We start from the raw sequence: 13,299 nt of genomic DNA, 5'->3' as shown, positions 1-13,299 counted from the left end.
CGTCACTGCTGCTGGTTCAGGATCGTCTCGAGTTCGGTGTTCGCGTCCGCGAGGGCGGCGTCGATGTCCTTCTTGCCCTCGATGACGGCGCGAGCCGCGTTCTGCAGCACGGCCTTGGTGTCGTTGGCCTGGGCCCAGTCAGGGTCGGCGGGGAAGCCCTTGGCGACCTTGAAGGTCTCGGCGAACGGCGCCTGCACCGGGTCACTGGCGAACTCGGCCAGCGCGTCCGGGTAGAGCGGGAGCAGGCCGCCCTCCTTGGCGTACCGGGTGCCGTACTCCTTGCCGGCGGCCAGCTTGAGGTACTCGGCGGCCAGCTGCGGGTTCTTGGCGTCCTTCCAGATGGCGATGTCGTTGCCGCCCTGGAAGGCCGGCGCCGGGCCGCTGCCGTCCTTTTTCGGCAGCGAGAAGAAGGCCATCTGGTCCTCGCTGACCTTGCCCTTGCTCTGCTCCTTGATGGTGGCGATGTCCCAGCCGCCCGTGACGTACATGCCGACCTTGCCCGCGGCGAAGCGCTGGCTGATCTCGACCGAGTTCTGCGAGAGGCGGCCCTTGCCGGACACGCCGTCCTTGGCGACCAGGTCGGTGTAGAACTGGAAGCCCTCCTTGAACGCCGGATCGGTCAGCTTGCCGACCCACTTGCCGCCCTCGAAGGCGGCGAAGTCGCCGCCCGCGGACCAGACGAACGGCGAGAGCGACATGTTGGCGTCGGAGCCGCCGTTGAAGGCGAAGCCGTCGACGTCCTTGCCCTTCTTCTCGACGATCTTCTTGCCCGCGGCCACGAGCTCGTCCCAGGTCTTGGGGATCTCGATGCCGAGGCTCTTGAACCAGTCCTTGCGGTACAGGACGGCCCGCGTGCCGCCGCCCCACGGCGCGGCGTAGACCTTGCTGTCGATGGTCTCGTAGCCCCACAGGTTCTGGGGGATCTGCTGGAAGTCGGGGTTGGACTTGACCAGGTCGGTGATGTCGGCGAGGGCGTCCTGGGCCACCCACGCGGCGACCTGGTCGTTGCCGAACTCGGTGACGTCCGGCCCCTCGCCGCCCGCGAGCGCGGCGGTCCACTTCTTCTGGGCGTCGGGCCAGGGGATCCACTGGACGTCGACGTCGGCGCCGGTCTGCGTCTTGAACTTGGCGTCCAGGTCGGCCATGTACTTGTCTTGCACTTCGTTGGGGGCGCCGAGGCGCCACACGGTGAGCTTCTGGCCGGCGAACGCCGGTCCCGAGGCGGCGGTCGACGCCGTCGGCGCGGCGTTCTCGGTGGGCTCGCTGGTTCCGCACGCGGCGACACCAATGGCGAGAGCGGCGGTCGTGGCCGTCGCGGCGGCGATTTTACCGATCTTCACGTCTGGGTTCTCCCTTCCCGGCTTCGCGTCGGGCTCGCGCTCATCGGACGGTGCGCGACAGGAGTCGCACACTGTGGCGAAGGCGCCGTCCTCCCGCTCTGCGCTGCGACAACCCGAGGCCGATCACTTGCCCTCGGGATGACTGTCGCTAAACTAACAAGAAACTTTCTTAAAAAAAACCCTGTTAGCGGATCGTGACGAGAGGGCCCGCCGCCATGCCGAGACGACATCCCGGGACGCCCCGGCTTCTGCGTCAGCTCAACGACCGGGCGGCGCTGGAACTCCTGCTCTCCCGCGGCCCGCTCACCCGGGCCGAGCTCGGAGAGCACACGGGACTGTCCAAGGTCACCTCCGGCCAGCTGCTGGCCCGCCTGGAGGACCGCGGCCTGGTGGAGGTCTCCGGAGAGCGTCCGGGAGGCCGGGGACCGAACGCCGCGCTGTACACCGTGGTGCCCTCCAGCGCCTACGTCGCCGGGCTGGACGTCCGTCCCGACAGCGTCACCGCCGGGGTCGCGGACATCACCGGAAAGATCACCACCGGGGTCGCCGTGGACCCCCGCGACACCGGAGACCCCGTCAAGACCGTGCACGGCGCCGTACTGCGGGCCTGCGACGCGGCGGGCATCGGCATCTCCAGGCTGCGGGCTCTGGCCATCGGGACGCGCGGCGTGGTGGACCCCCGCTCCGGCGACGTGCGCTTCTCCTTCGACCTGCCGTCCTGGCACGCGGGTGTGCTCGCCGACCTGCGCGCCACGCTCGGGGCCTCGGTGACGATCGAGAACGACGTGAACCTGGCGGCGCTGGCCGAGCACGCGTACGGAGTCGCACGGGGCGTCGACGACTTCGTCCTGGTGTGGGCGGGCGTCGGGCAGGGGCTCGGGGTCATGCTCGGCTCCCGCCTGCACCGGGGGTACACCGGGGGAGCGGGGGAGATCGGCTGGCTCCCGGTGCCCGGCGAGCCGCTGCCGGTCGACTTCACCGCGCCGCAGTCCGGATCCTTCCAGCGCCTGGTCGGCACCGCGGCCCTCATCGGCCTGGCCGCCGAGCACAACATCCCGTCCGGCCCGCCCGGGGCCGCCGCCGGTTCCCCCGGGGCTCCGTACAGCTCCGCCGACCTGGTCCGCACGGCCGTCGCGACCGGCATGGACGGCTTCCTGGACGAGCTGGCGCGCCGGCTCGCCATCGGGGTCGCCGCGGTGACGGTCGTGCTCGATCCCGGGCTGGTCGTGCTGAGCGGCGATGTGGGCAGGGCCGGAGGCGAGGCGCTCGCGGAGCGGGTCGAGAAGGCCGTGGCCCGGATCTGCCCGAGCCGTCCCCGGGTGACCGTGACCGAGGTCGAGGGCAACCCGGTGCTGCGCGGAGCGGTGACGGCGGCGCTGGAGCAGGCCCGCGAGGAGGTCTTCTCCAGCACGGTCGACATCTGAGGAGCGAATCATCACGCCGCGAGGGGCCGATGACCATCCGTGACCGGCCGTCCGCCTCAGGGCCGGCCGCCCTTGACCAAGGGGTGAACCTCACGGATGCCCGGTGAATCCTTTATGTAAGACTTGCTGGCCATGCGCAATATCGTGCTGATTTCTGACCCCCGAGTGACCTCCATTCCCGTCGAGGAGAGCGGTGAGGCGCTGGCCGACGTGCGCGGCGTGCTGGGCGTCGACGCCAGGCTGGCGGACCCGGCGGGCGCCTACGCCCACCTGCGTGCGGGGTTGCTCAGCCGGCTCCAGGACGCTCAGCGGCAGCTTCCGTACGGCTACCGCCTGCTCGTGGTCGAGGGATACCGGCCTCCGGTGCTACAGCGGCGCTACTTCGAGGAGTACAAGGACGAGCTGCGGGCGACATTTCCGGAAATGTCGCCCGACGAGCTGCACGTGGCGGCCAGCCGGTACGTCTCTCCCATCGAGGTCGCGCCGCACACCGCCGGCGCCGCGGTCGATCTGACCCTCGCCGCCGAGGACGGCACCGAGCTGGACATGGGCACCCCCGTCAACGCCAACCCCGAGGAGAGCGACGGCGCCTGCTACACCGCCGCGCCCAACGTCTCCGCAGGCGCGCGCGAGCACCGCAAGATCCTCGGGGCCGCTCTGGAGTCCGCCGGCCTGGTCAACTACCCGACAGAGTGGTGGCACTGGTCCTACGGCGACCGCTACTGGGCCATGACCACCGGCGCCCGCACCGCCATCTACGGCCCCCGCTCCCACCCCTGACCCCCGGCACGGGAGACGCCGTCTCATAAGCGGTGACCATCCGCATGCGGTCGCCCAGCACCTCAGCCGTACATGTGCGATCTCGACATGCCGCTCGTCACGGCGGACGTCAAGATGAAGGCGGCCGCGAAGGTCGGAGTCGACGTACGAATCCTCCGTGCCGAGAGGTGATGACAGCGGAAGGTGGGCGGCTGACAGGGATCTGGCAGTGCTCGCTCGCACAGTGGCGCCATGAGCAACCACACAGACGTCCTCATCGTCGGCGCCGGTCCGACCGGGCTGACCCTCGCGCTCGACCTGGCGCGTCGCGGGGCCGGTTTCCGCATCGTGGACAAGGCGCCCGAGGAGTTCCGGGGCTCGCGCGGCAAGGGCCTGCAGCCGCGCACCCTGGAGATCTTCGACGACCTTGGAGTGATCGACGACATCCTCGCGACCGGCGAGGTCTACCCGCCGATGCGCGTCCGCGTCGGCAGGATCCCGCTGTTCCAGAGCCGGATGCACAAACGGAAGGACCCCACCCCCGCGGTGCCGTACCCGATGGTGACCATGCAGCCGCAGTGGCGCACCGAGAAGATCCTGCGCGATCGGCTGGCCGAGTTCGGCGGCAAGGTGGAGCAGGGCGCGGAGCTGATCTCCTTCGAGCAGGACGGGCACGGGGTGACCGCCACGCTCGGCACGGGGGAGACGATCCGCGCGCGGTATCTGGTGGGCACGGACGGCGGCAGGAGCCTCGTGCGCAAGACACTGGGCATCGGCTTCGAGGGGACGACCCGCAAGGAGGAGCGGATACTGATCGGCGATGTCCGGGTCACCGGCATCGGCCGTGATCACATCCATGCGTGGTTCCGCCCGGGGAGGGGCCTAGTGGTGCTCTTCCCCATGGCGGGCACCGACACCTTCCAGTTCGTGGCGCCACTGCCCCCCGGAGCCGGCTACGCGCTCACCCTCGACGGCTACCGGCGGGTTCTCGCCGAACGATCCCTGCTGGGAAGCGTGGAGGTGACCGAGCTCCTGTGGTCCTCGCTCTACCAGGTCAACATCCGCATGGCCGACCGCTACCGGGCCGGGCGGGTCCTCCTCGCCGGGGACGCCGCCCACGTGCACTCGCCCGCCGGCGGTCAGGGGCTCAACACCGGCGTCCAGGACGCCTACAACCTGGGCTGGAAGCTCGCCAGGGTGCTGGACGGCGCACCGGAGTCGCTGCTCGACACCTACGAGGAGGAGCGCAAGCCGGTGGCCGCCCACGTGCTCGGTCTCAGCACCATGCTGCACGACAAGAGATCGCACAAGCGGGACGAGGAGACCCAGCAACTGCTGCTCGGCTACCGAGGCGGCTCGCTGGCCTCGGGCGAGCGCGCAGGCGACCGGGCTCCCGACGCGCGCTGCCATCTGGCCGACGGCACTCCGGTGCGGCTCTTCGACCTGTTCCGCGGCCCGCACTTCACCGTGCTGACCTCCGGCCCGGTTCCGCGCTTCGACGGCGTGCGAAGCCACGAGATCGGCGACTGGGAGCGGATCCGGGACGCCTACGGTGACGAGAGGCACGTGCTGGTCCGCCCCGACGGGTACATCGCCCTGACCACCTCCTCAGCCGATGAACTGGCCGCCTATCTGGCCAGGGTGTGAGGTCCACGCCCGGTGGAAGAGCTCGGGGCCGAGCTCTTCCCCGCAGTGCGCGATCAGCTCGCGCATCGCGGGGTCGGCCGTCTCCTCGATGCCGCGCAGCCTCCGGGCCTCCCCGAGCAGGACCGTGGCCCGCCCGGCGTCTCCGGTCGCCGCACACCATTCGGCGACCCCCTCCAGCACGCTCGCCCGCGCCACGTCGTCATCGAGCTCCCGGTCCAGGGCTTCCCGCAGGAGCGGGCGGGCGATGTCCGAGGGCAGCACCCGGCAGAGCTCGACATCGATCAGGGAGCGGAGTTGCGGCGGCGCCTGCTGCCCGTCCAGCAGTTCCTTGGCGCGGGTCAGCCGGTCCAGCGCACGCGCTCGATCCCCCCTTCGGCGGGCCAGCTCCCCGGCCGCGTGCTCGACCCGGGCCAGCGCGAGGCCGTCCCCGGCGCGTTCGGCGCTGTTCCTCGCCGGGCCGAGCACCTCCTCCGCCCCGGCCAGGTCGCCGCTGCGGCCCCGCAGCTGCGCCAGCCGTACGGTCAGCATCGCCGGGCCGGGCAGCGCCTGCGCCCCTCCGATCTCCTCGGAGTTCACCGCCGCCTGCTCCAGAACGGCCAGTGCCCCCGCGACGTCGCCCCGGTTCTCCAGCACCAGTGACAACCAGAACCGGGACACCGACATCCCCCAGCGCTCGCCGATCTTCCGGTACCGGGTCAGGGCCTCATGGAGCAGGTCCTCGGCGGCCGCCGCGCCGCCGGGGGTGAACTCGAAGGCGATGATGCCCCGTAACAGGCGGGCGGAGGCCCGCGCCCACGGGTCGGGATGGTCGTCGAACCGCGCCATCGCCTGGGCCTCCAGTTCTCCGTCCGCCATCTCCCCCACGTAGGCGTCCGCGAGGCTCCAGGCCGCCAGCGCGACCGGCCGGTCGGAGTCCCGCAGCACCCGTAGCGCCTGATCCAGCCGGTCGGTGGGAGCGATCAGCACACAGAGAGCGTGCTCCAGCTCCAGCCCTTCCGGCACGTCGCCGCCGGCGAGCATGGCCGCCCACCCGGCGGCCTCGCGCCGCTGCCCGCGCATGATCCACGCCCAGGTTCGCGCCGCCGCCAGCCGAAGCGCCGACCTCCGGTCGGTCCGCACCGCGTAGCGCAGCGCCGTGTCGAGGTTCCCTCGCTCGGCGTCCACCGCCGCGAGCAGGGACAACTGCCTCCCGGTACGCAGTGCGGGGTCGGTCCTCTCGGCGAACTCCAGGTAGTGGGCCAGGTGCGCCCGCCGCACGGGGCCGGGATCGGTGAGCTTCTCGGCGGCGTACTGCCGCACGGTCTCCAGCAGCCCGTAGCGGTCCGCGCCCGCCTGGACCAGTGACTTGTCGACCAGCGAGATCAGCAGGTCCAGGTCCGTGCCGCAGACCCGTTCGATCGCCTCGGCGGTCGCGCCTCCCGCGAACACCGACATCCGCGCCAGTGACGTCCGCTCGTCGTCCGTGAGCAGATTCCAGCTCCAGTCGATGACCGCGCGAAGGGTGCGATGCCGGTGCTGTGCCGTACGGCTGCCACGGTCCAGCAGCCGATCGCCCATCATGGCGGCGAGCCGGGGGACAGGGAGGGAGCGCAGCCGGGCGGCGGCCAGCTCGATCGCCAGCGGCACCCCGTCCAGGCCTTCGCAGATCCGTGCCACGTCGCCGGCGGTCGCCTCATCGAGCCCGAACTCCGGGCTGGCGGCGGCCGCCCGGTCGGCGAACAGGGCCATCGCCGAATCCCGGCTCAGCGGGTGGACGGGATGCAGCGTCTCGCCGGAGATGTCCAGTGGTTCGCGGCTGGTCGCCAGGATCCGCACCCCTGGCACCGCCGCCAGGAGCCGCTCGGCGAGCGCCGCCGCCGCTTCGATCACGTGCTCGCAGTTGTCCAGCACCAGGATGAGCCGCCGATCGGCCAGCTCGGTGAGCGGCCCCAGCGTGTTCCGCACGGTCGGCGGCACTCCATGGGCGTCAACCGGGGCCAGCTCGACCAGCCACACGCCGTCGGGGGCCTCGATTCCCGCGGCGACCTCCACGGCCAGCCGGGTCTTGCCCACCCCGCCGGGACCGGTGAGCGTGACCAGGCGTTCCCGCCGCAGCAGTCCGGTGACCCGCTCGACCTCGTCCGCCCGGCCGACGAAGGTGGTCGACCGGGCGGGAAGGTTGTCCCGTCTGGCGGGGCGTTCCTCGTTCCGGAGCGCCGCCAGGTGGGCCTCGCGCAGGTCGGCTCCGGGGTCGACGCCGAGCTCGTCGGCCAGCAGCAGCCGGACCCGCTCGTAGGCCTCCAGCGCCTCGGCGCGCCGCCCGTCGGCCAGCAGGGCTCTGATCAGCAGTTCGTGGTACGGCTCCCGCAGAGGATGCGCGGTGATGAGATCGCTCAGCTCCGGCAGGAGCCTGGCCCCCGGCAGGCCGGTCGCCAGGTCCGCCCGGATGCGGTCGGCGAGGGCACGAAGGCGTACCTCCTCCAGGCGGGCGGCCGGGGCAGCCGCGAAGGACAGATGGGCGGTGTCGGCCAGCGCCTCGCCCCGCCACAGCGCCAGCCCCTCCCGGAGCAGGGCGGACGCCCGCGCCGGCTCTCCCGCGTACAGCGCCTCGCGGCCGCTCGCCGCCAGCGCCTCGAATTCGGCGGCGTCCACCTCGGCGTCCAGGCGGTACCCGGCGGGGTGGGAGACGATCGCGTCGCCGACCTCCCGGCGGAGCCGCGCGATGAGCGACTGCAACGCGGCCATCGGGTTGACCGGCGGGTGGTCCTCCCACAGGTCCTCGATCAGCCGTTCAGCCGTGACGATCCGGCCAGGGCTCAGTGCCAGCCGTATGAGCAGAGCCCTAAGGCGAGCGCCTCCGATCTTCGCCGCCGGCACCAGCAACGGCCCCAATATCCGGACTCGCACGCCCCCATTCTCCGCGAGAACCGCACCCACCGCGGACCGCGTCCAGAGGAAGGATCGAGGTCGCCCCGCGCTTCTGGTCGGTTCGGGGGATTGGGCCGCCTTCCTTGGCCGGGTGAAGGCCGGTCATTTCGGCTGACGCCGGACGAGTTCGTGGAGAGCACGGCCTGGGTGGGGGCGCCACTGGCCCACCATCGGCATGGGTGCCGGGTGGGGCGAATCCCCTTGGCCCGGGCCGATGGCGGTAGCTCAGTTTGCGCGAGCCGACCCAATCCGTGGAGGCAGACGTTCCTCGCCGGTTCCTCGCCGGCGCCGGCGGCGCCCCCCCGCGTTCGCCGGCTGGGATCAGGCGCGCAGGCGCAGCCCGCGGGGGGTCGGGTGGAAGCCTGCGGACTCCAGGGCGGCGGCGAGGGGGGAGTCGACGATCGCCGTGCCGTCGGCCTTCTCCACGGTGAGCTTCCCCAGGGCTCCGTCGCGCACCGCCAGCGCCAGCGCGTCCACGGCGGGTTGCAACCGGTCGTCGTCGGCGAAGGACAGCAGCGTCTTGCCGCCGCGCTCGACATAGAGCACCAGGCGGCCGTCCAGCAGCACCACCAGCGCCCCCGCCTTGCGCCCCGGCTTGTGCGTGACCTCTCCCGGGTGCGCCGGCCACGGCAGGGCCGCCCCGTACTGGCTCGCGGGATCGGTGGCCGCCAGCACCACCGCCCGCCGCTCCGCACCGGAGCGGCTCGGCGAGGGCGCGCCGTACGACCTCACCACCTTCGCCGGCTCTATGTCCGCGACCCACCATTGGTCCTCATCGGCGCCCTGCCGTGCCGGCGGATCGAACGGGCCCGCGGGGCCGGCCGACCCGTCCTGCGCACGCCGCCACTCATCGGGAGCTCCGGCTCGGGCGCCCGCGCCGGCCTCGGCGAGGGCGGAGGCGGAGGCGCGCATGCGGTCGACGGCGCCGGGCAGCGCGAACTGAGCGCCGCCCAGCCCTTCCACGAAGTAACCCCGGCGGCACCGGCCGGTCTCCTCGAACGCCCGCAGCACCGGATAGACGGTGGCGAAACCTCCGGTGAGACGCTCCGCCGCGACCGCGCCCTTGGTCACCACGCCGTGCCGTTCGAGCAGCACCTCCGCCTGGGCGTGGGCGCGCTGGGTGGCGTCCGCGGAGACCTCGGGCAGCAGCCACCAGCGGCCGCTCACCGTCGGCGGCCCCGCCCTGGTCGGCAGCACGGCCCTGCGCCTGCGGGCGGTCGTCGCCCGATGCGCGGGCCGCCCGGAGCCGAGCGCCGCGCGCAGCGGCGCCAGCGTGTCGCCGGAGACGCGTCCCGCCCACACCAGGTCCCACAGGGCGCCCGCGAGCGCGGTGTCGTCGAGCGACCCCGCCCGGCCCGACAGGTCGCGGAAGAACAGCGCCCCGCCGCCGCCGAGCGCCTCCAGCACCTTCTCGTGCAGCGGCGTCATCGTGATCTCAGCCGGTGGAGGCAGCAGCAGCGGCGCGGTGTCGGCGAAGAACAGGGCCACCCAGCCGTCACCGCCCGGCAGCGAGCCCTGGCCGGCCCACAGGACCTCTCCTGAGGCGGTCAGCTCGTCGAGCAGGGCCGGCTCGTAGCCCGGCACCCTGCTGGGCAGGACCAGCGTCTCCAGCGCGGACGCCGGCACCGCCGCGCCCTGCAACCGCTCGATCGCGTGGACCAGGGCGTCCATCCCCCGGGCGGAGCGGCCCTCGGTGATGCCGTGCCACGCCGGAGAGAACGCGGCCAGCGCCTCCGGCGGAACCGGCTCGACCTCCTTGCGGAGCCGGGCCAGCGACCTGCGCCGCAGCTGCCGGAGCACCCCCGCGTCGCACCACTCCTCACCCCAGCCGCCCGGCCGGAACTCGCCGGAGACGACCCTGCCCGAGGACGCCAGCCGCCGCAGCGTGTCGGCCACGACGGCGATGCCGAGCCCGAACCGGGCCGCCGCCGTGGAAGCGGGGAAGGGCCCGCGCGTACGGGCATGCCTGGCGAGCAGGTCGCCGAGCGGATCGGCCACCGGCTCGAGGAAGGCATGGGGCACGCCCATCGGCAACGGGGCGCCGAGCGCGTCGCGCAGCCGGGCGGCGTCCTCGATCGCCGCCCACTGCTCGACCCCGGCGACCCGGACGCGGATGGCCCGGCGGGCCGCCTCCAGGCCGGCCGCCCAGGACGGATCACCGCCTCGCACGGCGATGTCCTCCGGCAGCAGTGGGCCGTGCGTCCTCAGCAGGTCGGCGAGATCCTCGGCGTCGCGGAGCTGCCGGTGGAGGCGCGCCAGTTCGCGTTCGGTGTCGACGACCACATCGGGGTCGAGCAGCTCCCGCAGGTCGGCCTCGCCGAGCAGCTCGGCGAGCAGATGGGTGTCCAGGGCCAGCGCCTGGGCCCGCCGCTCCGCCAGCGGCGCGTCGCCCTCGTACATGAAGGCGCCGACGTAGGCGAACAGCAGCGAGGCGGCGAAGGGCGAGGCCTGCGTGGTCTCGACCTCCACCACGCGGACGCGGCGGGCGGCGATGTCGCGCATGAGCTGGACCAGCCCCGGCACGTCGAAGACGTCCTGCAGGCACTCGCGCATGGTCTCGAGGACCACCGGGAAGGAGCCGTACTTGCTTGCGACCTTCAGCAGGCTGGCGGCCCGCTGGCGCTGCTGCCACAGAGGGGATCGCCTGCCCGGGCTGCGCCGGGGCAGCAGGAGCGCGCGGCCGGCGCACTCGCGGAACCGGGACGCGAACAGCGCCGACCCGCCCAGCTCTTCGGTGACGATCTGCTCGATCTCGTCGGCGTCGAACACCGCCACGTCGGTGGGCGCCCCCTCGAGGGTGTCGGGGATGCGCAGCACGATGCCGTCGTCGGAGTGCATGGCCTGCACGTCCACGCCGTACCGCTCGCGCAGCCGACGGCCGATGGCCAGAGCCCACGGCGCGTGGACGCGGGCGCCGAACGGCGTGTGCACGACCACCCGCCAGTCGCCGAGCTCGTCGTGGAAGCGCTCGATGACAAGGGTGCGGTCGTCGGGGACGTAGCCGGTGGCCTCCCGCTGCTCGGCGAGGTAGGCCAGCAGGTTGCCCGCGGCGAACGCGTCGAGCCCCGCCTCGGTCAGGCGGTCGGTCTTCCCCGCCGACAGCTCGCGCGTGAACGCGCCGAGCGCCCGCCCCAGCTCGGCGGGACGGCCCGGGGTGTCGCCGTGCCAGAACGGGAGCTTGCCCGGCTGGCCGGGCGCGGGGGAGACCAGCACCCGGTCGGCCGTGATGTCCTCGATGCGCCAGGACGTGGCGCCGAGCACGAAGACGTCGCCCACCCGGGACTCGTAGACCATCTCCTCGTCGAGCTCGCCGACCCGCCTGCCGCCGCGCCCCGTGTCCCCTCCCGCCAGGAAGACGCCGAACATGCCGCGGTCGGGGATGGTGCCGGCGTTGGTCACGGCGAGGCGCTGGGCTCCGGGGCGGCCGGTGATGCGCCCGGTCACGCGATCCCACACGATGCGCGGCCGCAGCTCGGCGAACTCTTCCCCGGGATAGCGCCCGGCCAGCATGTCGAGCGTGGCCTCCAGCGCGCTTCTCGGCAGGGTGGCGTACGGAGCGGCACGCCTGACCAGGTCTTCGACCTCGTCGACGGTCCACTCGTCGAGCGCGCACATGGCCACGATCTGCTGGGCGAGCACGTCGAGCGGGTTGCGCGGATAGCGCATCTCCTCGATCTCGCCCGACTTCATGCGCTCGGAGACGACGGCGGTCTGGACCAGGTCGCCGCGGTACTTCGGGAAGATCACGCCCTTGGAGACGGCCCCCACCTGGTGGCCCGCCCGGCCGATGCGCTGCAGGCCACTGGCGACGCTCGGGGGCGCCTCCACGCAGGCCACCAGATCGACCGCGCCCATGTCGATGCCCAGCTCCAGGCTGGACGTCGCCACCACGGCCGGCAGGCGCCCGGACTTCAAGGCCTCCTCGATCTCGGCCCGCTCCTCCTTGGACACCGAGCCGTGGTGGGCGCGGACGATCTCGGGCATCACCCCGGCGGTGGCGCCGGCCTGCGCCATCATCATCGCCGGGGCCGCCGGCGCGGGACCGCTCGCCGCCCCGTCACCGGAGCGGGCCGCGGGCCCGTCGCCGCGGGCCGTCGCCTGCTCGAAGGCCAGCTCGTTCAGCCGGGCGCACAGGCGCTCGGCGAGCCGCCGGGAGTTCGCGAACACGATCGTCGAGCGATGGGCCCCGATCAGGCCGAGCAGATGCTCTTCCACATGTGGCCAGATGGACCGCCGCGCCGGGGGCTCCGGCTGCCAGGCGTCGTCCTCGCCGGCGGGGCCCTGCGGCCGGGGGGCGCCGTCGAGCTCGGTCATGTCCTCCACGGGGACGATCACGTCGACCTCGATGACCTTCTCCGAAGGCGGCTGCACGACCGTGGTCGGACGCGCGCCCCCGAGGAACGTCGCCACCTCGCTGACGGGACGGACCGTGGCGGACAGGCCGATGCGCTGGGCCGGCCGGGCGAGCAGCGCGTCGAGCCGCTCCAGGGTGAGCGCGAGATGCACGCCGCGCTTGGTGGCGGCGACCGCGTGCACCTCGTCGACGATGACCGTCTCGACCTCGCGCAGCGCGTCGCGCGCCCTGCTCGTCAGCAGCAGGTAGAGCGACTCGGGTGTGGTGATCAGGATGTCGGCCGGGTCGGCGGCGAAGCGCCGGCGGTCCTCGGCGGCCGTGTCGCCCGAGCGGATGGCGACCGAGATCTCGGGGACGGGCAGCCCCATGCGGCGTGCGGTCTGCTTCAGGCCGGTGAGCGGCGCCCGCAGGTTGCGCTCGACGTCGACGGCGAGCGCCTTCAGCGGGGACACGTACACGACCCGGCACCGCCGCCGGCCGCCCTCGTCCTTGGCGCGCCTCTTGGACGACCTCGCCCGCGCGCCCCCCGAAGGCGCAGCCGCCTCGGACGGCCCGGCGGCGATGCGCTCGGCGGCGAGGCGGTCGAGCGACCACAGGAACGCGGCGAGCGTCTTGCCGGACCCGGTCGGGGCGACCACGAGCGTGTTGTCCCCGCGCGCGATCGACTGCCACGCCCCCTCCTGCGCGGCCGTGGGCGCGGCGAAGGCGTCGGTGAACCATTGCCTGGTCACCGGAGTGAAATGGTCGAGCGCGGATCCGGTCACCGCTTCATCATGCAACCCGCCACCGACAAAACGCGCCCCCGCCCTCCCGGTGACGTGCCCGGATGGGACGAAACGGCCCTCCAGCACGGCGTCCGGGCTTGACA

The 13,299-nt window shown here is 73.0% G+C and carries 6 protein-coding genes; 3 read left to right on the top strand and 3 right to left on the bottom strand.

Annotation, left to right across the window (positions count from 1 at the left end; all coding sequences use genetic code 11):
• Positions 1–2 precede the first annotated feature (2 nt).
• A complete protein-coding gene (locus MYF83_RS11885; protein ID WP_248960318.1) occupies positions 3–1,340 on the bottom strand; it encodes a sugar ABC transporter substrate-binding protein in 1,338 nt (445 codons plus the stop codon).
• Positions 1,341–1,555: 215 nt separating this feature from the next.
• Here MYF83_RS11885 and MYF83_RS11880 point away from each other — a divergent pair, with 215 nt between their 5' ends.
• The 3 genes from MYF83_RS11880 to MYF83_RS11870 all read left to right on the top strand — a co-directional run bounded on the left by MYF83_RS11880 (position 1,556) and on the right by MYF83_RS11870 (position 5,170).
• Complete coding sequence (locus MYF83_RS11880) at positions 1,556–2,764, top strand: ROK family transcriptional regulator (RefSeq protein WP_248960317.1); 1,209 nt, start codon at positions 1,556–1,558, stop codon at positions 2,762–2,764.
• Positions 2,765–2,896: 132 nt separating this feature from the next.
• Positions 2,897–3,544, top strand: a complete 648-nt coding sequence (locus MYF83_RS11875) for a M15 family metallopeptidase (protein ID WP_248960316.1) — start codon at positions 2,897–2,899, stop codon at positions 3,542–3,544.
• Positions 3,545–3,775: 231 nt separating this feature from the next.
• Positions 3,776–5,170 carry an FAD-dependent oxidoreductase gene (locus MYF83_RS11870; protein ID WP_248960315.1) on the top strand — a complete coding sequence of 465 codons (1,395 nt, stop codon included), beginning with the start codon at positions 3,776–3,778 and terminating at the stop codon, positions 5,168–5,170.
• On the opposite strand, the gene MYF83_RS11865 is transcribed toward MYF83_RS11870, so the two are convergent.
• Together MYF83_RS11865 and MYF83_RS11860 are read right to left on the bottom strand one after the other, a co-directional pair.
• Positions 5,132–8,056 (bottom strand): AfsR/SARP family transcriptional regulator, encoded by a 2,925-nt coding sequence (locus MYF83_RS11865; protein WP_248960314.1) that lies wholly within the window; start codon positions 8,054–8,056, stop codon positions 5,132–5,134. The two genes, MYF83_RS11870 and MYF83_RS11865, sit on opposite strands and share 39 nt — an antisense overlap.
• Before the next feature lie 342 nt (positions 8,057–8,398).
• Positions 8,399–13,195, bottom strand: a complete 4,797-nt coding sequence (locus tag MYF83_RS11860; RefSeq protein ID WP_248960313.1) for an ATP-dependent helicase — start codon at positions 13,193–13,195, stop codon at positions 8,399–8,401.
• Positions 13,196–13,299: the final 104 nt, after the last annotated feature.

The organism is Sphaerisporangium perillae, assembly GCF_023276435.1.
Lineage (GTDB): Bacteria > Actinomycetota > Actinomycetes > Streptosporangiales > Streptosporangiaceae > Sphaerisporangium > Sphaerisporangium perillae.
Note: the sequence above shows the minus strand (reverse complement) of the source record. Positions and strands in the feature narration are given on the sequence as shown.